Genomic DNA, 16,841 nt, shown 5'->3' with positions numbered 1-16,841 from the left:
TCTTACAGGGTGGGAATCAGGACCTTGTCGACGACGTGGATGACCCCGTTGCTGGCCCTGACGTCGACCGCAATGATCTTCGCCGGGGTTGCCGTGGTGTCGCGGATCGTGGGCGGGGTGCCGGCGCTGATCACGATGTTCTGGCCGGCCACCGTCGCCACCGGCGTGCCGAACGGGATCTGCGTGGACAGCACCTGGCCACTCACAACGTGATAGGTGAGCACGGTACGCAGCTGGGCGGCGCTCAGGTTCTGCGGCGCGGCTGCAAATGCGGCATTGTTCGGTGCAAACACCGTGAACGGGCCCGCCCCGCTCAGCGTCCCCTGCAGGTTGGCGGCGACCACCGCACCAACCAGTGAGCTGAACTGTGGATTGGCCTGCGCCATCTGGACGATATTCAGCACCCCCGGCGGCACCAGCACCTTGTCGATGGCGTGGATCACCCCGTTGCTGGCCGGGACATTGGTGGTCGTGACGTTCGCCACCGTCAGGGCGGCGTCGGTAATCTTCACGCCGCCCGTGAAATCGAAGTTCAGCCGGGCCGGCGCGCCCGCATAGGTGTAGGCGGTGGCCTGGGTGGCGCCGCCCGCGTTCAGGTCGGCGGCCAGTTTTTTACTGCCCAGCACGTGGTAATTCAGGATGCTTTGCAGGGCGGCCGGCGGCAGGGCATTCACCATGGCGGTGGCGTCGGCGAAGCCCAGGCGCGTGGCCAGGGCGTTGAAGGCCTGGTCGCTCGGCGCGAACACCGTCAGCTGCGCAGCCGGGTCGGACAGGGTGCCGGCGATACCGGCCTTGGTTGCCGCGGCTACCAGGGCCGTGTAGCCGCCCTCGCTCGCGACCTGGGCAAGCGTCTTTTGCTGGGGCAGCGGGATGTCGTCGTCATCGTCGTCCCCGCCGCAACCGCTCAGGGACACAGACAGGGCCAGCGTTGCCAGCCCCAGCTTCAGGAAAGCGCGCACGTTCATGATGTTCTCCGGGTGAGTGATAAAAGCGGTTCATTGCCGCTCCTTCGGCAATGCCGTCCCGGATAATTATCGCGCCATGACCCGCATTTTCGGTTCGCGCACGACTCAATATCGGTTCATTATGAGAACAAACCGATATGAGTCGGTTCAAGCGTGCTTACTTGCCCCTGGTCTGCGCCAGGATGAAGGCATAGGTATCCGCCGCCTCCGCATCCTGCTGGGCACGGGTCGAGCCCATGCCGTGTCCCGCATCGAAATCGACCCGTAGCAGCACCGGCTTGCCACTGGCGCTGGCCGCCTGCAGGCGCGCCGCCATCTTGGCCGGATGGAAAGGCGCCACGCGCGGGTCGGTCACGCCGGTGGTGAGCAGCACGGCAGGATACTTGCCGCCGTCCTTCACCGCCTGGTAGCTGTCGATGCTCTTCAGGGCTTTATAGCCGGCCTTGTCGCGGATCGCGCCCCACTCCCCTTCTTCCCCGTAGCCGTTCTGCTCGGCCACGTAGCGCAGCGGGTTGTGCCAGCCCACGCCCGAGACCACGGCCGCGAACAAGTCCGGACGCTCGGTCAGCGCCATGCCGGTCGGGATCCCGCCCGCCGAGCGGCCGCCGATGGCGGTGTGCGCCGGCGCCGTATAGCCTTCCTTGTGCATGTCCTCGACCACCGCGATCAGGTCGCGCCAGGTGTTCGGCTTGTTCTCCAGCTGGCCGGCGCGGTGCCAGTCGCGCCCGTACTCGCCGCCGCCGCGCACGTTGGCGAAGCCGACGATGGCGCCCTGGTCGATCAGGGACAGCGAGCGGTTCACAAACGAAGGCGTATAGGCCGCGGCGCCATAGCTGCCATAGGCCGAGATGAAGGCCGGGTTGCGGCCGTCCTTCTTCAGGCCCTTCCGGTACACCAGGCTGTAGGGAATCTTCGTCCCATCCTTCGCCGTGGCGAAGCGGCGCTCGGTGGTGTAGGCGCTGACGTCGATCGGCGGCTTCGGCGTCAGGCCCGTGTCGGTCACCTTGCCGGCGGCGTCGATGCTCCAGATGCCGGTCGGGGTCAGCCAGCCGGACAGCAGCATCAGCACACCCGGCGTATTCGGGTCCGCGGCCAGCGTGCCGACCGTGCCGTCGAACGGCAGGGTGACGTTTGCCAGCTTGCCGTTGGCATCCAGGCGCAGCACGCGGCCGATGCCGCCGTCCATGGCGCGCAGGTAGAGGCCATCCCTGGCGCGCATCATGCCCTGGATGACCAGGCCGGACTCGGCCACCACTTCGCGCGCACTCCCGAGCGCCGGCGATTGCGCGGCAACCTTCAGGATCCGTCCACGTGGATGCTTCAGGGTCGACAGCAGGTACAGCTCGTCGCCGTGCACTTCGGCGCTCGTCACCTGGTCGGCGAAGTCGGTCACGTGGGTCCAGCGCGCCCTGCCCTTGAGCACATCCTGCAGCGGCGCGACCAGGAAGCGCTTTTCCTGGCGCACGTCGGTGATCATCAAGACGGCGTGGCGCGAATGCGGGGTGGCGAACACGTAGGGCGACTGGTTGCTCTCGTACTTGACGGCGCGGTCCAGGCCGCGCGCCATGAGGATGCGGTCCTTGGCCGGATCGTCGCCGATGCGGTGGAAACGGACACGCGAGTTCAGGTAGCGCTCCGGCGTGTTGACCTTGCCGGTCAGCTGGTTGTAGAAGAAGCCCGAGCTGTCCTCTAGCCAGCTGGGGTAGGCGGCCTGGGTATTGGCGATGCGCTCGGGCAGGATCGAGCCAGTGGCGACATCCATGATGTGCAGGACCGAATCCTCGCTGCCGTCCTTCGACAGGCCGTAGGCCAGCTTGCTGCCGTCGGGCGACGCGACCCACCAGTCCAGCGAATAGTGGCTGGTGGCGGTGTCGAGCGTGGTCGGGTCGACCAGCATCCGGCTCTTGCCGTTTTCCTGCACGAACAGCTTGTGATTGTTGGCGCCGGCCGGGCGCTGCTGATAGAAGCTGCGGGCGCCGGCGCGCTGGATATCGGCCACCGCGGTGACGTCGCCGGAGAGCTGCTGGATGCGCGCCAGGAGCTCACCGCGCAGCGGTAGCGTGTCGAGCACCGAGCGGGTATGAAGGTTCTGGTTCTTCAGGAACGGCAGCCAGTCCGGGTCCTTGTCGTTTTCCATCCAGCGGTAGCGATCCACCACCTTTTCGCCGAAATGGGTATCGGTGACGGGTTCGACCCGGGCCACCGGTGGGGCCGCCGCTGCGGCGGCAGTCAGGGCGGCCAGGACGACACCGCTGAACAGACGAATCAGGCCAGACATGGGTTCTCCTCAGAAATATTGTCTTTCAATATTGCCATGGATCACCCAGATCTGGGAGCTTTAGCTGGCTTATTTGCCCACGACCTTCATCTGCTTCACCTCGAAGCTCGATTCGCCGAAGGTCTCCTTGTCGAATTCGCCGGTCAGCTCGACCACCGTGTTCTGGTCGACGCTCACACCAGCCGGGAAGTGTTCTGCCTCGATCTCGACGGTGATCTTGCCGCTCGCGTCGGCGAATTCGTAGTCGTCGCCGCCCTTGTGGCTGAGCAGCTTGCCCTGCAGGCGCGCCTGCTGGTCGTCCTTGCCCTTGTCGAGCAGGTCCTTGGCCTTCATCAGCGGCACGCTGGTGGGGCCGGTATAGCCGGACGGCGCCGCCTTGGTCGAAGGACCGGTGTAGCCGGTCGGCTGGGCGATGGCGAAGGCCGATGCGGCCAGCACGGTGGCGATGCAGGAAATCTGGAAAAGGCGTTTCATGAATGGCTCCTTGTGGGGTTGCTGTGGACGCCATTACACCCAGCCGACATTAACCCGATCTTAAGGAAGGACCGGCCACTCCAGCGCCACGCCCAGTCCGCGTCCGTCCAGGCCGGTGCCGAAGCGCAATTCGATGCCGTGCAGCTCGGCGATGCGGCGCACGATCGACAGCCCGAGTCCGCTACCGCCCTCTTCCTGGCCCAGCACCCGGAAGAAGCGCTCCGTCAGGCGCGCCATGCTCGCGGCGTCGACGCCGGGGCCGTCGTCGCAGACCGAGATCCGGGCGCGTCCTGCATGGCGGGTAGCCGCGACCTCGACCCGGCTGCCGGCCGGGCAGTAGCGCAGCGCATTGGCGACCAGGTTGCGCAGCACGATGCCCAGCATCTGGGGATTGGCCTCGACCCCCTCGATGCCGCTGTGGAGATCGAGCACGATGCCACGCCTTGCCGCCTCGTCGGCGAATTCTCGCCCCAGCTCCTCAAACAGGGGCCGCAGCGCGACCGGTTCGCGCACCAGCTGGGCCTGCGCCAAGGGATCAAGGCGCGCCAGGGTCAGCAGGCTGTCGACCAGGGCGGTCAGGCGTGCGACGTCCTGGCGCAGCTTCATGAACGAGGCCGCGAGCTCCGGATGCCTGCGCTGCAGCAGCTGCACGTGCATGTGCAGGCCGGCCAGCGGGGTACGCAGCTCGTGGGCGGCATCCGCCGTGAAGCGGCGCTCGGCCTGCAGCGCCGCATCCAGGCGCCCCAGCACCTCGTTCAGGGCGCCGACAATGGGCAGCAGTTCGCGCGGCTGGCCCGCGACCTTTACCCGGGCCAGGTCGTCCGGCGTCTTGGCCGCGATCGCCGTGGCGGTGCGGCGCAGCGGCGCCAGCACGCGCCCGGTCAGCCACCAGCACAGCAACGCCAGCAGCAGCAGGAAGCCGAGCACCGGCAGCCACAGGGCCTCGGCCAGTTCTTCCAGGATGTCGAAGCGCTTGGCGGCGCGCTGGCCGACCTGGACTTCGAAGCGGCGCGCATCGTCGCGTACCACGAACACGCGCCAGCGCTCGCTGTCCACGCGCAGGTCGGCAAAACCATGCTCGTCTTCGAAGCCAGCGACGAAGGGACGCGCCGGCGCATCGGGCGTGCGCTGCAGCACCTCGCCGCCCGCCACGACCTGGTACTGCATGTCGACCCTGCGCACCTCTTCCCCCTGCGAGGGGCGCGGCGGCAGCGGCGCCAGCAGGCCGCGGGCATCGAGGTCGGTGGTGGCCGCCATCAGCATGTAAGCCGACTCTTCGAGCGCATCGTCGAACACTTCGCCGGTCTCCTGCCAGGCGATCGCGGTGAGCGTGCCCAGGCTGGCCAGCCACAGCACGGTGCTGGCAGCCAGGATCGCGGCCAGCAGGCGCCGCCGCAGCGACCACGGCGCCTTAGGCATCTTCCTTCAGGCGGTAACCGAGCCCGCGCACGGTGACGATGCTGTCGCTACCAAATTTCTTGCGCAGGTTGTGGATGTAGACCTCGATGGCATTGCTCTCGACTTCCTCGCCCCAGCCATACAGGCTTTCCTCGATCTGGGCGCGGGTGACGATGCCGTTCCTGCGCTGCAGGAGCGCGAGCAGCACGTGGTATTCGCGCGCGGTCAGCGCCACCGGCTGGCCGTGCAGGCTGGCCTGGCGGGACTCGAGGTCGAGCGCGATGCCGGCATGTGCAAGCACGTTGCTGGCCTGGCTGGCGCCGCGCCGTACCGCCGCGCGGATGCGGGCCGACATCTCTTCCAGCTCGAAGGGCTTGACCAGGTAATCGTCGGCGCCCAGGTCCAGCCCTTCGACCCGGTCGGACAGCGCGTTGAAGGCCGTGATCAGGATGACCGGCACGGTGTCGCCGCCGGCGCGCAGGCCGGCCAGCAGGGCGTCGCCGGACAGGCCCGGCAGGCCGCGGTCGAGCAGCACGCAGTCATAGCGGTGGGTCGCCAGCGCCGTCTGCGCCGAATCGCCGCGCCGCACCCAGTCCACCGCATGGCCGTCCAGACGCAGCCAGGCCTGGATCGTGTCGCCCAGCGAGGTGTCGTCTTCGGCCAGCAGGATGCGCATCCGGGTTCCTTGTCAATGCAGGTGCGCCCATCTTGCCACGGACGCGGTAGGGCCGGCGCTACAGCAGCTGCGGCCCGCTGCCCTGGTCCGACAGGGAATCGAGCGGATTGCGCAGCCGGCAGGCCTCGATCGACAAACAGCCGCAGCCGATGCAGTCGTCGAGCTGGTCGCGCAGGCGGGTGAGCTGGGCGATGCGCGCGTCCAGCTCGCCGCGCCACAGGCGCGACAGGCGCGCCCAGTCGGCAGCCGTCGGCGTGCGCCCTTCCGGCAGCGAAGCCAGCGCCTCCCCGATCGCGGCCAGCGGAATGCCGATCCGCTGCGCCACCTTGATCACCGCCACCCGGCGCAGCACGTCTCGGCCATAGCGGCGCTGCTGGCCGCTGCTGCGCACGCAGTGGATCAGCCCCTTGGCCTCGTAGAAGTGCAGGGTCGACACCGGCACGCCGCTGCGCCGCGCCACCTCGCCCACCGTCAGCTGCTTCCCAATCTCCGCAGGATCCAGTTTCGCCATGTTTTTCCTCTTGACCTCAAGTTAACTTGAGGTTTTACACTCGCCTGCACCGATTGACAAGCCCGAGGAGAAAACGATGATGGCAGCCTTGACGACTGCGCACAGCAACAAGAAGCTGGTTCGCACCCTGTACGACTGCATCAATGCGCGGAAGCTGGACGAGATGCAGGCGCTGATCGCGCCGGATTTCACGGGGCCGCGCGGCGAGCGCGGGCCGGCCGAATTCCGGGCCGGTATCGAGACCGTGCTGACCGGCTTTCCGGGCGTGCGCTTCGAGCTGCACGACGTGTTTGCCGAAGATGACCGGGTGGCGGTGCGCTGGACTTTCCGTGCGCCGCACGACGGGCGCTTCGCGGGCCTGCCGCCGACCCACGCGCTGGTGACCCAGGAAGGCAATGTGATCTACCAGCTGCGCGAGGGCCAGATCGTGCGCGCCTGGGTACAGGTGGACCGCCTGGGCGTGCTGCAGCAGATTGGCGCCCTGCCGCCTTCATTCGCCGACAGCCGCGCCGCGCGTCCGATCTAGGCGCGGCCGGATTCCTGCAGCATGTCGGCCACCACCTGGGCGGTAGCACCATCCCAGTGCGCCAGCACGCGCTGCGGCACGCGGCCGAAGATGCTGGCCAGGCCGCTACCGTCCCAGCGGTGCAGCGCAAAGGCGGGCTCGCCCTGCTCTACCAGCGGGCGGCCGTCCGGCTGCGCGGCATTCATGGGCGCGAAGGCCAGGCTCAGGTCGGACGACGAAGACGGACAGGTCGCGACCTGCCGTCCCTGCCAGTGAAACACCCCGCCCAGGTGCACGTGGCCGGTGCAGATGGCGGCGATCGGCGCGCCCTGCAGCGCGGCGTCCAGGCGCGCGATCCACGCTTGATCCGGCCTCGGGTCGATCCACGGCAGGCCGACGTCGACCGGCGGATGGTGCAGGAAGACCAGCGCCGGCTTGTCGCCGCCATCCTGCAGGGCCTGGCGCAGCCACCCTGCGCGCGACGCACAGAAGGCGCCGCCATGGCGCCCCTCTTCCAGGCTGTCGAGGACGACCAGGCGCAAGCCGGCGAGATCCGTCACGCCCTGCACGAAACCTTCCGTGAAGTGGCTGTCGCCGAACACGCTGCGAAAGTGCGCGCGGTCGTCGTGGTTCCCCAGCGCGAAGCGCACAGGCTGCGGCCACGCCGCCAGTGCCTCCTGCAGCTGCCGGTAGCTCTCGATCGCCCCGTCGTCGGCCAGGTCGCCGCTCAGCACCAGCAGGTCGGGCAGCGGGCGCAGCGCGGCCAGGTGGGCAAGCACGCGCGTAAAACGGGCCAGGTTCGGATGGGCAGGGTCCTCATGCAGGTGCAGGTCGGTGACTTGGGCGATCAGCATGCGAACTCCTTGTGGATGTGCGGAAGCGCCACAGTTTCCGATAAAGTCGGGCGCAGAAAGTTTCCGTGTGGCATCAGATTATATAATCCCTGCTCCGCTTGTCCTTGGATCTGTCGCATCATGTCTTCCATGTTGATCTCCCGCGCAGCCACCTGCGCCCTGTTCCTCACTCTTGGCGCGTCAAGCGCCGCCCAGGACGCCGTTCCCGAGCAGACCGTCCGCAGCACGGCCCGCATCCGCCTGTTCGGCCAGAACGGCGTGCTGGTCGACTTCTACCAGAACAGCAGCTGCGTCGGCGGCAACGCGCAGAAGACCCGGGTGTCGGGCGGCGCGGGCGATGCCTTCTCCTCCTTGTTCGGCCGTGCCAGGAACACCTCGATCGGCATGAAGGACACCCCGAATACCGAGAACCTGTCCAGGCGCGACGGCGTGGCATCGAAAGCCTACTTCCGCGAATACGAGATCCCGGCCAACCAGCCGGTATCGCTGCGCATGGCCTTCCAGAGCGGCCCAGGCGTCGGTGTCCGCTGCAGCAATCTCGGCGGAACCTTCACGCCGGAAGCCGGCAAGGATTACGAAATCGGCCTCGAGCGTCAATCGGGCCAGTGCCTTGCCGTGGTCCAGGAAATCCGCCAGGACGAGGCGGGCAAGGTGACGATGCAGGACGTCCAGACCGCCCCGACGGCGGACTGCAAGTAAGGCCTAGCCGGCCCGCACTTTCTTCAGCAGCTTGGTGGTCGAGCGGTCATGCTCGAAATCGATGGCCACGGCGCGCCCGCCGTAGGCCAGCACCGCCTGCCCTTCCGGTATCTGCGTCATGTCGTAGTCGCCGCCCTTGGCGTAGATCTCGGGCCGCGCTTCAAGCACCACTTCGAGCGCGGTGTCCTCGTCGAAGTCCACCACCAGGCTGACCGACTCCAGCGCCGCCAGCACCGCCATCCGGTCGGCCAGCCCATTGAGCGGGCGGTCATCACCCTTGCCCAGGCGCTTGACCGAGGCGTCGGTATTGGCCGCCACCACCAGCGAGGCGCCCAGTTCGCGCGCCTGCGCGAGATAGGTCACGTGGCCGCGGTGCAGGATGTCGAACACCCCGTTGGTCAGCACGACCGGTTTGGGTAGGAGGGGGATACGCTGCGCCAGCTCGGCGCGCGTGCAGATCTTGTTTTCGAATGGAGCCATAAAAATTCTTAAGTAGTGGGTGCGTCGTCTTCCGGTTCTGCCTCGATCGCCATCGAGAGCTCGCTGGCGCGGCCGGCAGCGCCGTCCGGGCCCTTGCGCTCGCCCGAAAGCTTGATCTGCAGGCGCAGGCCGTTGGCCGAGTCGGCGTTGCGAATCGCTTCGTCGTAGCCGATGTAGCCTTTGTTATACAGTTCGTACAAGGCCTGGTCGAAGGTGCACATGCCGAGCTCGCGCGACTTGTGCATGATCTCCTTGATGTTCTGGAAGTTCCCCTTCAGGATCATCTCGCTGATGGTCGGCGTGTTCAGCAGGATCTCGATGGCCGCCTTGCGGCCCTTGCCATCCTCGGTCCGGATCAGGCGCTGCGAGACCACAGCGCGCAGGTTCGAGGACAGGTCCATCAGGAGCTGGTTGCGGCGCTCTTCCGGGAAGAAGTTGATGATGCGGTCCAGGGTCTGGTTCGCATTGTTGGCGTGCAGGGTGCCCAGGCACAGGTGGCCGGTTTCGGCAAAGGCGATCGCGTGTTCCATGGTCTCGGTGTCGCGGATCTCGCCGATCAGGATCACATCCGGCGCCTGGCGCAGGGTGTTCTTCAGGGCGTTGTGCCAGGAATGCGTGTCCACGCCCACTTCGCGGTGCGTGATCAGGCAGTTCTTGTTCTTGTGGACGTACTCGACCGGGTCTTCCACCGTGATGATGTGGCCGGCCGAATGGCTGTTGCGGTAGTCGATCATGGCCGCGAGCGTGGTGGACTTGCCGGAACCGGTGCCGCCGACCACCAGCACCAGGCCGCGCTTGGTCATCACGACCTCTTTCAGCACTTCAGGCAGGTCGAGCTTCTCGAAGTTCGGGATCTCGGATGCGATGGTACGCACCACCATGCCCACGCTCTGCTGCTGCACGAAGACGTTGACGCGGAAGCGGCATACGCCGGGCAGCGAAATCGCGAAATTGCACTCCATCTCGGCCTCGAACTCCGCACGCTGGCGCTCGTTCATCAAGGAAAGGGCCAGGGCCCGCGTGACCTCGCCGGACAGGCGCTGCTGGCTCAGGGGCTTCATGGCGCCCTGGTGCTTCATGCTGGGAGGGAAATCGCTGGAGATGAACAGGTCCGAACCGCCCTGATGGTGCATCACCGTCAGCAGCTTGTGGATATAGGCCTGGGCTTCCGCCGGGCCGAAGGTCGACGACATGGGGTTCCTCTTGAGAACGCGGGTGAAAATCCTGCGAGGCAATTATATCGACTATGATTCGCCCATCGTTCCACTTTTATGAAATCCTGGCTGACTAAATGCCAACATTGTGTCAGGATGACCGGTAAAGACAGCCGTGACATCCTGGGACCCGTAGCCTATGACACTGACCGAGCTGAAATACATCGTCGCCGTCGCGCGCGCCAAACACTTCGGCCATGCCGCCGAAGCCTGCTTCGTTGCCCAGCCTACCCTTTCCGTCGCCATCAAGAAGCTTGAGGACGAACTCGGCGTCACCTTGTTCGAACGCGGTGGTTCCGAAGTCTCCGTCACGCCCCTGGGCGCGCAGATCGTGGCCCAGGCCGAGCGGGTGCTGGAGCAGACCGCGGCCATCAAGGAGCTGGCGAAACAGAACAAGGATCCGCTGGCCGGCCCGCTGCGCCTCGGCGTGATCTACACCATCGGACCCTACCTGCTGCCGCCTTTGGTCAAACGCCTGATCGACACGGTGCCGCAGATGCCGCTGGTGCTGCAGGAGAACTACACGCACAAGCTGCTCGAACTGCTGCGCCAGGGCGAGCTCGACGCCGCCATCGTGGCCCTGCCGCTGCCCGAGCACGGCATGTCGATGCAGACCCTGTACGACGAACCCTTCGTGGTGGCGATGCCGCGCTCGCACCCCTGGGCCAAGCGCAAGGAAATCCCGGCCGACGACCTGAAGCTGGAAACCATGCTGCTGCTGGGCGCGGGCCACTGCTTCCGCGACCAGGTGCTGGAAGTGTGCCCGGAGATGGCGCGCTACTCCTCGCCGGGCAACGGCATGCAGCGCACCTTCGAAGGCTCCTCGCTGGAGACGATCCGCCACATGGTCGCGAGCGGCATCGGCCTGACCGTGCTGCCGCGCGCCTCGGTGGCCGACATGCACGACCCCAACGGCCTGCTCACCTATGTCCCCTTCGCCCACCCTGCGCCCTCGCGCCGCGTGGTCATCCTGTGGCGCAAGAGCTTTACGCGGCGTGCTGCCATCGATGCGGTGGCCCAGGCCGTGGCCGAGTGCAAGCTGCCGGGTGTGGAGATGGTGACGCTGGAAGCCGCGGCCTGAGCAGGCCGTAGGGTGGGCGGCTCCACCCGACGATCTGCCGGACGCTTGCATGAACGCCGCCCACGCGGTCAAGCGGCTCAAGAAAGCCGTTTCGTCTGCTCTCCAGCCTGTGAACGCGTGGGCGGCATTAACGCCAACCTTATTCGACTTCCCCGGTGGAGCCGCCCACCCTACGGGGGAGCGACCGGGCCAGCTGGCGGTCCAGTGCATTGGCAAAATTCTGGCGGTCGGCCTGGCTGAAAGCGGGCGGCCCGCCGGTATCGACGCCGCTGCCGCGCAGCTCTTCCATGAAGGCGCGCATGGTGAGCTGCTGGGCGATGGTGTCCTTCGTGTACCACTCGCCGCGCGGATTGAGCGGCAGCCCGCCCTTCTCCAGCACCTGCGCCGCCAGTGGAATATCTCCCGTCACGACGATGTCGCCGCTTTGTACGCGCGCGACGATCTCGGCGTCGGCCACATCGGGCCCGCTGGGTACCTGCAGGGCGCGGATGAAGCGCGAGCCGGGCACCCGCATCAGCTGGTTGGCCACCAGCGTGACCTCGATCTGCAGGCGCTCGGCCACGCGGAACAGGATGTCCTTGATGACGCCCGGGCAGGCGTCGGCATCGACCCAGATGTGCATAGTTCAGAAGGCTTGTCGGAAAACTGCATTGTACCGGCAAGCCCCCGCTGCTTCGCCCCGCTTAGTCCTGCTTGCGGCGACGTGCCGCCATCAGGCCGGCCATGCACAGCATCGGCAGCAGCAACGCTGCGGTCGAGGGTTCCGGCACGCTGGCGGTGATGCTGAAGCTGTCGCCGGCGCGCAGGCCGCTGGTGGCCAGCAGCCAGTCCTGGCCGCCGCCCAGCACATTCCCGAACTGGAACTCGGCATATTCCGGACGGCCGAAGCTGATGCCGGCCGCGAAGGGGCTGGCATCGATCCGGCCCACCGTGCCGAAGCTCGGGGTCACGCTGCCCGGGGCGCCGGTGAAGCTGATGCCCTGCAGGCTGAAGGTGAAGCGGCTCAGATCCGCGCCGGCCAGGTTGCGCACCAGGGCGTTGAAGGCGAGCGGGCCTTGCAGGTCGGCCTCTTCCAGCACGAAGTTCAGGGTGCTGCCGCTGAAATCTGCCAGGTCGAGGTCGAAGGACACCAGGCCAGTGCCGCTGTAATCGGTGACGAGGTTCGAGCCGGTGCTGGTGGTCAGGACCACGGCATTGGCGGCGCAGGACAGGGTCAGGCCTGCAAGCACGGTAAACAGTTTAGTGAGTTTCATGAGAAAAGCTCCGAATGAGTAAAGGTCTTACAACGGGCCCTTGGCCCAGGGACCGGTAATCGCGAAGGTCACGCCCGGGGTCTGGATGTTGACGAACAGGTAGCGGCCGGTCGGGTCGAAGCAGGCGCCGGCGAACTCGTTGCCGCGCTGGTCGCCCGCGAGCGAGCCCAGCTTGCCCGCGCCCTGCAGCTGGGCGCTGGTCAGATTGATGTTGTTCTTGGCGAAGATGTAGGCGTCGCCCTGGCCGGTGATGCCCATCAGGCGCTGGCCGAAGCCGAAGGGGTCGGTGGCGGCGGTCGAAGCGTCTTCGCAGATCAGGATGGCGTTGCGCGGGCTGACGGTCAGGTTGTCGCCCATGTTGCCCACCAGCTGGCTCGGGCTCGAGTAGATGCACTTGAGGCGCTGGGTCGCCAGGTCGAGCTCCCAGATGCTGCCGCGCTGGACCGCGCCGCCCGAGGTGTCCATCACGTACATCTTGCCCTGGGCGTACCAGATGCCCTCGCCGCGGTTCATGCGCGCCGCGCCCTGCACCCAGCCCTGCACGAAGGGGCCGGCCGCGCCCGTGATGCGCACGCCGCTCGGCCCCGTGGCGTCGCCGCGGTTGGCGTCCGGGTCGGCGATGCTGACCCATTCCAGCTCATACACCGAGTCCACTGGCACGTTGGCCAGGTTGGCGTTGTTGATGCCCTTGACCTTGGCCATCTGCAGCACGCCGCCCATGGCCAGGCTGCCCGGGGCGCCGGTCTTGATGTCCGGGACGTAGCGGTAGAAGCCCGACTTGCCGGACGAATCCTCGGTCTGGTAGACGATGCCGGTGCTTGGATCGACGGCGGCGGCTTCATGGGCGAAGCGGCCCATGCCGATGATTGGCTGGCCGGTGGTGAGCGCTGGATCAGCATGCACTTCGAACACGTAGCCATGTTTCTTGCCGGCGGTACCGACGGCGTCCGAGCCGACTTCCTCGCAGGTGAGCCAGGTGCCCCAGGGGGTGATGCCGCCGGCACAGTTGGTCTGGGTCCCGCCCAGGCTCGGGGTCATGCTGACCCAGTTACCGTCGCGGAACAGCAGGTTGGTGGTGCCGCCGCCGAACTTGTTGGTCGAGCCACCGCCGGTGGTGCCGCTGTCGTAGACGCCGACCGCATTCAGGAAATTGCTTGGCGAGGTACCGCCGATCTCGTGGTTACGGACCAGCACCAGCTCGGTGCTGCGGCCGACCTTGCGCGTCAGGACCACGCCCATGCCGTCGTGGCCGCCGGGGCAGGTCTTCCCGTCGGTCATCAGGTCGCCGCGCCAGCCGAAGCTTTTATAGGTGAAGCCGGCCGGCAGCTGCAGCAGCGGCAGGCCGGTCGTGATGTCGTTGACCGGGGCGATCGCGCCGTAGGGGCTGTCGACCAGGGTAGTGGCGCCGTTGGCGGCCAGGGCCTGCTGCGACTGCAGCGCGGCAAAGGCGCCGACGAAAGGCAGCGCGGTGGAACCGGCCAGGCCCTTGAGCAGGTTGCGGCGGGTGGACGAAATGTCTTTGTCAGTCATGGGTACATCTCCGAATGGATGGTCGAGAGGGGCAGCCGATGCATTTAAACAAACAAAAATGTCGGCTCCATGACAACAAAATGGCAACTTTTCGAATTCGGCGAGCAGGGCCGCCTCTCGCGCCAAAAGGCTTTAGAATCCCTGTCTTCTGCTCAACAGTTCTTGCTTGACAAGACCACCTCCATGAACAAGCTGGCGCTCTACTTCCGCCTGGTCCGTGCCGACAAGCCGATCGGCATCCTCCTGCTCCTGTGGCCGACCCTGTGGGCCTTGTGGATGGCCTCTGGCGGGGTGCCGGATTGGCAGGTGCTGGTGATCTTCGTGCTCGGCACGGCGCTCATGCGCTCGGCCGGTTGCGCCATCAACGACTACGCCGACCGCGACTTCGACAAGCACGTCAAGCGCACCGTCGACCGCCCGCTCACCGCCGGCAAGATCCGCGGCTGGGAAGCGGTGATGGTGGCGGCGGTGCTGTCGCTGATCTCCTTCCTGCTCATCCTGCCGCTCAACACGCTCACCAAGCAGCTCTCGGTGGCGGCCCTGATCGTGGCCGGCACCTACCCCTACTTCAAGCGCTTCTTCGCCATTCCCCAGGCCTACCTTGGCATCGCCTTCGGCTTCGGCATCCCGATGGCCTTCGCCGCCGTGCAGGGCACGGTGCCGGCGGTGGCCTGGTGGCTCCTGGTGGCGAACGTGTTCTGGGCGGTCGCCTACGACACCGAGTACGCGATGGTCGACCGCGACGACGACCTCAAGATCGGCATCCGCACCTCGGCCATCACCTTCGGCCGCTTCGACGTGGCTGCCGTCATGCTGTGCTACGGGGCGGCGCTGGCGATCGACCTGGTGTGCGGCTGGTACCTGGGACTGCGCTGGTGGTTCGTGGGTGGCATCGTGGTCGCGGCCGGCATCGCCCTCTACCACTACACCCTGATCCGCCACCGCGAGCGGATGGCCTGCTTCAAGGCCTTCCGCCACAACAACTGGCTGGGCGCCGCACTGTTCATTGGTGTCGCACTCGACTATGCAATCAGGTAATATTGCACAAAAGGCATTCAACACCCACTTCACGAGGCCCTACCATGATGGAAAAGATCCCTACCCAAACCGGCACCCGCGAGCAACTGATGTCCGACCTGAAGACCGTGATCCAGGACGCCGAAGCCTGGCTGCGCAACGGCGGCAACCTCACCGGTGAGGAGCTGAAGGCGGCCAAGGCCAAGTTCGAGCAGACCCTGTCGACCGCCAAGGAAAGCCTGGGCGAGTACCAGCAGACCGTGGTCGAGAAGACCAAGGAAGCAGCGCGCGTCACCGACGAATACGTGCACGAGAACCCGTGGAAGTCGGTGGGCCTGGGTGCCGCCGTCGGCGTGGTCGTCGGCATGCTGATCGCGCGCCGCTAATCATGAGCATCAAGGCGGCAGCTGGAAGGATCGTGGCCAACGTGCTCGACCTGGCGCGCACGCGCCTCGAGCTGGCCGCCATCGAACTGCAGGAAGGCGCGCACCGCCTGCTCGGCTATCTCGTCTGGGCCCTGGCCGCGGCGGTGCTGGGACTGTTCGCGCTCGGCCTCGTCATCCTGTTCGTGCTGGTGCTGTTCTGGGACACCCACCGCCTGGCGGCGGTGGGCGGCATGGCCGTCCTGTTCATCCTGGGCACCCTGTTCGCCGTGACGAAACTGCGCGCCGGCCTGGCCGCACGTCCGCCGATGCTGCCGGCCACGCTGGCGGAATTGCGCAAGGACGCCGCGGCCCTGAAGGGAGAAGAGGCCAATGGCATCTGAATCCACCCTCGCAGCGCGGCGCGAAGCGCTGGTGGCGCGCTGCGCCGACCAGCGTGCGCTGCTGGCGTACGACGTCGCCACGCTGTCCTCGCCCGATACGCTGGGGCTGATTCCGGCCTACGCGCTGCGCCATCGGAAGACGGCGCTGATCGTGGGCGGCGTCGCAGCCGGTCTGTTCCTCACCAAACCCAAATGGGCGGTGGGCAGCGTAACGGCGGTGGTCTCGGCCTACAAGCTGGTCCAGAGGCTGCTGCCTGTGCTCAGGTGGCGCGGCTTCGAAGTACACTGAACGCGTGGGCGGGGGACCCGCCCACCCTACGCGTCCTTACCTAACTCGTCGCCCAACTCGCGTCCACGCGCCGCGGCCGCCTTCATGGCCGCGACGATCGCTTCCTTCACGCCCGACTCCTCCATGCTGGTGATCGCCGCATGCGTGGTGCCGCCTTTCGAGGTCACGCGCTGGCGCAGCACCTCGACCGGATCGCCCGACTGCGCCGCCAGCTGGGCCGCCCCTGTAAAAGTGGCCACGGCCAGCGTTCTCCCCTGCTCCGCATCCAGCCCCATCTCCAGGGCCGCCTGCTGCATCGCTTCCAGGAAGTAGAAGACATAGGCCGGGCCGCTGCCCGACACCGCCGTCACCGGATCGATCAGGGATTCTTCCTTCAGCCACACGGTCTGCCCGACCGCGCGCATCACCTTGTCGGCGGCCTGGCGCTGGACCTCGTCCACTTCGCTCCCCGCCACCATGCCGGTGATGCCCATCGCGATCAGGGCCGGCGTGTTCGGCATCGAGCGCACGATGCGGGTGTAGCCGCCCAGCCAGCGGCCCAGGTCCGCGATGCGGATGCCGGCCGCGATCGACAGCACCAGTGGCTGGGCGCCGAGCAAGGGCTTGAGGCTTGCCGCCACTTCGCGCATCTGCTGCGGCTTTACCGCCAGTACCACCACGTCGGCGGCGCCGACCTGCACGTCGATGGTCGAGGCCGTGCTGACGCCGTACTGGCTCGCCAGGCGCTCCAGCGCTTCCGGGTTCGGGTCCACCACGTGCAGGCTGCCGGCGCCGGTGAGTTGGCCGGCCAGGCCGGCGATCAGGGCCGTGGCCATGTTGCCGCCGCCGATGAATGCAATCTTCATGTGCTT

At 66.8% G+C, this 16,841-nt stretch carries 20 protein-coding genes; 7 read left to right on the top strand and 13 right to left on the bottom strand.

What is annotated here, in order from left to right:
• Nucleotides 1-2: 2 nt before the first annotated feature.
• The 6 genes from LK539_RS05920 to soxR all read right to left on the bottom strand — a co-directional run bounded on the left by LK539_RS05920 (nt 3) and on the right by soxR (nt 6,302).
• A complete protein-coding gene (locus LK539_RS05920; protein WP_227799990.1) occupies nt 3-965 on the bottom strand; it encodes a fasciclin domain-containing protein in 963 nt (320 codons plus the stop codon).
• A 157-nt stretch (nt 966-1,122) separates the two neighbouring features.
• Nucleotides 1,123-3,243 (bottom strand): prolyl oligopeptidase family serine peptidase, encoded by a 2,121-nt coding sequence (locus LK539_RS05915; RefSeq protein WP_227799989.1) that lies wholly within the window; start codon nt 3,241-3,243, stop codon nt 1,123-1,125.
• Nucleotides 3,244-3,312: 69 nt separating this feature from the next.
• Nucleotides 3,313-3,717, bottom strand: a complete 405-nt coding sequence (locus LK539_RS05910; protein WP_227799988.1) for a YgiW/YdeI family stress tolerance OB fold protein — start codon at nt 3,715-3,717, stop codon at nt 3,313-3,315.
• A gap of 60 nt (nt 3,718-3,777) precedes the next feature.
• The gene (locus tag LK539_RS05905) at nt 3,778-5,136 is read right to left on the bottom strand and encodes an ATP-binding protein (protein ID WP_227799987.1); all 1,359 of its coding nucleotides are present in this window, start codon (nt 5,134-5,136) and stop codon (nt 3,778-3,780) included.
• Entirely contained in the window at nt 5,129-5,791 is a 663-nt protein-coding gene (locus LK539_RS05900; RefSeq protein WP_227799986.1) for a response regulator transcription factor, read from the bottom strand. Before LK539_RS05900 ends, LK539_RS05905 begins: the two co-directional genes overlap by 8 nt.
• Before the next feature lie 58 nt (nt 5,792-5,849).
• On the bottom strand, nt 5,850-6,302 hold the full coding sequence (gene soxR / locus LK539_RS05895; protein ID WP_227799985.1) for a redox-sensitive transcriptional activator SoxR: 453 nt from the start codon (nt 6,300-6,302) through the stop codon (nt 5,850-5,852).
• Nucleotides 6,303-6,378: 76 nt separating this feature from the next.
• On the opposite strand from soxR, the gene LK539_RS05890 reads away from it, so the two are divergent.
• Entirely contained in the window at nt 6,379-6,828 is a 450-nt protein-coding gene (locus LK539_RS05890) for an ester cyclase (RefSeq protein ID WP_227799984.1), read from the top strand.
• Here the strand turns inward: LK539_RS05890 and LK539_RS05885 are convergent.
• On the bottom strand, nt 6,825-7,661 hold the full coding sequence (locus tag LK539_RS05885; protein ID WP_227799983.1) for a metallophosphoesterase: 837 nt from the start codon (nt 7,659-7,661) through the stop codon (nt 6,825-6,827). The two genes, LK539_RS05890 and LK539_RS05885, sit on opposite strands and share 4 nt — an antisense overlap.
• A gap of 129 nt (nt 7,662-7,790) precedes the next feature.
• On the opposite strand from LK539_RS05885, the gene LK539_RS05880 reads away from it, so the two are divergent.
• Nucleotides 7,791-8,360: a hypothetical protein gene (locus LK539_RS05880; protein ID WP_227799982.1), complete on the top strand. Its 570-nt coding sequence runs from the start codon at nt 7,791-7,793 to the stop codon at nt 8,358-8,360.
• 3 nt (nt 8,361-8,363) lie between these two features.
• On the opposite strand, the gene LK539_RS05875 is transcribed toward LK539_RS05880, so the two are convergent.
• Both LK539_RS05875 and LK539_RS05870 read right to left on the bottom strand, forming a co-directional pair.
• A complete protein-coding gene (locus LK539_RS05875) occupies nt 8,364-8,840 on the bottom strand; it encodes an adenylyltransferase/cytidyltransferase family protein (protein WP_227799981.1) in 477 nt (158 codons plus the stop codon).
• 8 nt (nt 8,841-8,848) lie between these two features.
• A complete protein-coding gene (locus LK539_RS05870; protein ID WP_227799980.1) occupies nt 8,849-10,033 on the bottom strand; it encodes a PilT/PilU family type 4a pilus ATPase in 1,185 nt (394 codons plus the stop codon).
• A 160-nt stretch (nt 10,034-10,193) separates the two neighbouring features.
• Between LK539_RS05870 and LK539_RS05865 the strand changes: the two genes are divergently transcribed.
• A complete protein-coding gene (locus tag LK539_RS05865; protein ID WP_227799979.1) occupies nt 10,194-11,135 on the top strand; it encodes a hydrogen peroxide-inducible genes activator in 942 nt (313 codons plus the stop codon).
• Nucleotides 11,136-11,274: 139 nt separating this feature from the next.
• On the opposite strand, the gene LK539_RS05860 is transcribed toward LK539_RS05865, so the two are convergent.
• The 3 genes from LK539_RS05860 to LK539_RS05850 form a co-directional block, all read right to left on the bottom strand.
• Nucleotides 11,275-11,757: a YaiI/YqxD family protein gene (locus tag LK539_RS05860; protein ID WP_227799978.1), complete on the bottom strand. Its 483-nt coding sequence runs from the start codon at nt 11,755-11,757 to the stop codon at nt 11,275-11,277.
• 61 nt (nt 11,758-11,818) lie between these two features.
• The gene (locus LK539_RS05855) at nt 11,819-12,388 is read right to left on the bottom strand and encodes a PEP-CTERM sorting domain-containing protein (RefSeq protein ID WP_227799977.1); all 570 of its coding nucleotides are present in this window, start codon (nt 12,386-12,388) and stop codon (nt 11,819-11,821) included.
• 27 nt (nt 12,389-12,415) lie between these two features.
• Nucleotides 12,416-13,918 (bottom strand): PhoX family phosphatase, encoded by a 1,503-nt coding sequence (locus LK539_RS05850; protein ID WP_227799976.1) that lies wholly within the window; start codon nt 13,916-13,918, stop codon nt 12,416-12,418.
• A gap of 183 nt (nt 13,919-14,101) precedes the next feature.
• Here LK539_RS05850 and ubiA point away from each other — a divergent pair, with 183 nt between their 5' ends.
• From ubiA to LK539_RS05830, 4 genes are read left to right on the top strand one after another with little or no spacing between them, the layout of a single operon-like run.
• Complete coding sequence (gene ubiA, locus LK539_RS05845; protein ID WP_227799975.1) at nt 14,102-14,956, top strand: 4-hydroxybenzoate octaprenyltransferase; 855 nt, start codon at nt 14,102-14,104, stop codon at nt 14,954-14,956.
• A gap of 44 nt (nt 14,957-15,000) precedes the next feature.
• Nucleotides 15,001-15,321 (top strand): YqjD family protein, encoded by a 321-nt coding sequence (locus LK539_RS05840; protein WP_227799974.1) that lies wholly within the window; start codon nt 15,001-15,003, stop codon nt 15,319-15,321.
• 2 nt (nt 15,322-15,323) lie between these two features.
• Complete coding sequence (locus LK539_RS05835) at nt 15,324-15,701, top strand: phage holin family protein (protein WP_227799973.1); 378 nt, start codon at nt 15,324-15,326, stop codon at nt 15,699-15,701.
• Entirely contained in the window at nt 15,691-15,990 is a 300-nt protein-coding gene (locus LK539_RS05830; RefSeq protein WP_227799972.1) for a hypothetical protein, read from the top strand. The genes LK539_RS05835 and LK539_RS05830 overlap by 11 nt, the downstream gene beginning before the upstream one ends.
• Before the next feature lie 26 nt (nt 15,991-16,016).
• Here the strand turns inward: LK539_RS05830 and proC are convergent, their stop codons facing one another.
• Entirely contained in the window at nt 16,017-16,835 is an 819-nt protein-coding gene (proC, locus tag LK539_RS05825) for a pyrroline-5-carboxylate reductase (protein ID WP_227799971.1), read from the bottom strand.
• Between the last annotated feature and the right edge of the window lie 6 nt (nt 16,836-16,841).

Origin of the sequence: Massilia sp. IC2-476 (assembly GCF_020707295.1) — a bacterium.
Lineage (GTDB): Bacteria > Pseudomonadota > Gammaproteobacteria > Burkholderiales > Burkholderiaceae_D > Telluria.
The sequence above is the reverse complement of the archived record's forward strand: the minus strand, read 5'-3'. Positions and strand labels throughout refer to the sequence as shown.

Bases quoted from the DNA above. Each gene is read 5' to 3' on its own strand.
- LK539_RS05920 (WP_227799990.1), bottom strand. From the start codon at position 965: ATGAACGTGCGCGCTTTCCTGAAGCTGGGGCTGGCAACGCTGGCCCTG.
- LK539_RS05915 (WP_227799989.1), bottom strand. From the start codon at position 3,243: ATGTCTGGCCTGATTCGTCTGTTCAGCGGTGTCGTCCTGGCCGCCCTG.
- LK539_RS05910 (WP_227799988.1), bottom strand. From the start codon at position 3,717: ATGAAACGCCTTTTCCAGATTTCCTGCATCGCCACCGTGCTGGCCGCA.
- LK539_RS05905 (WP_227799987.1), bottom strand. From the start codon at position 5,136: ATGCCTAAGGCGCCGTGGTCGCTGCGGCGGCGCCTGCTGGCCGCGATC.
- LK539_RS05900 (WP_227799986.1), bottom strand. From the start codon at position 5,791: ATGCGCATCCTGCTGGCCGAAGACGACACCTCGCTGGGCGACACGATC.
- soxR (WP_227799985.1), bottom strand. From the start codon at position 6,302: ATGGCGAAACTGGATCCTGCGGAGATTGGGAAGCAGCTGACGGTGGGC.
- LK539_RS05890 (WP_227799984.1), top strand. From the start codon at position 6,379: ATGATGGCAGCCTTGACGACTGCGCACAGCAACAAGAAGCTGGTTCGC.
- LK539_RS05885 (WP_227799983.1), bottom strand. From the start codon at position 7,661: ATGCTGATCGCCCAAGTCACCGACCTGCACCTGCATGAGGACCCTGCC.
- LK539_RS05880 (WP_227799982.1), top strand. From the start codon at position 7,791: ATGTTGATCTCCCGCGCAGCCACCTGCGCCCTGTTCCTCACTCTTGGC.
- LK539_RS05875 (WP_227799981.1), bottom strand. From the start codon at position 8,840: ATGGCTCCATTCGAAAACAAGATCTGCACGCGCGCCGAGCTGGCGCAG.
- LK539_RS05870 (WP_227799980.1), bottom strand. From the start codon at position 10,033: ATGTCGTCGACCTTCGGCCCGGCGGAAGCCCAGGCCTATATCCACAAG.
- LK539_RS05865 (WP_227799979.1), top strand. From the start codon at position 10,194: ATGACACTGACCGAGCTGAAATACATCGTCGCCGTCGCGCGCGCCAAA.
- LK539_RS05860 (WP_227799978.1), bottom strand. From the start codon at position 11,757: ATGCACATCTGGGTCGATGCCGACGCCTGCCCGGGCGTCATCAAGGAC.
- LK539_RS05855 (WP_227799977.1), bottom strand. From the start codon at position 12,388: ATGAAACTCACTAAACTGTTTACCGTGCTTGCAGGCCTGACCCTGTCC.
- LK539_RS05850 (WP_227799976.1), bottom strand. From the start codon at position 13,918: ATGACTGACAAAGACATTTCGTCCACCCGCCGCAACCTGCTCAAGGGC.
- ubiA (WP_227799975.1), top strand. From the start codon at position 14,102: ATGAACAAGCTGGCGCTCTACTTCCGCCTGGTCCGTGCCGACAAGCCG.
- LK539_RS05840 (WP_227799974.1), top strand. From the start codon at position 15,001: ATGATGGAAAAGATCCCTACCCAAACCGGCACCCGCGAGCAACTGATG.
- LK539_RS05835 (WP_227799973.1), top strand. From the start codon at position 15,324: ATGAGCATCAAGGCGGCAGCTGGAAGGATCGTGGCCAACGTGCTCGAC.
- LK539_RS05830 (WP_227799972.1), top strand. From the start codon at position 15,691: ATGGCATCTGAATCCACCCTCGCAGCGCGGCGCGAAGCGCTGGTGGCG.
- proC (WP_227799971.1), bottom strand. From the start codon at position 16,835: ATGAAGATTGCATTCATCGGCGGCGGCAACATGGCCACGGCCCTGATC.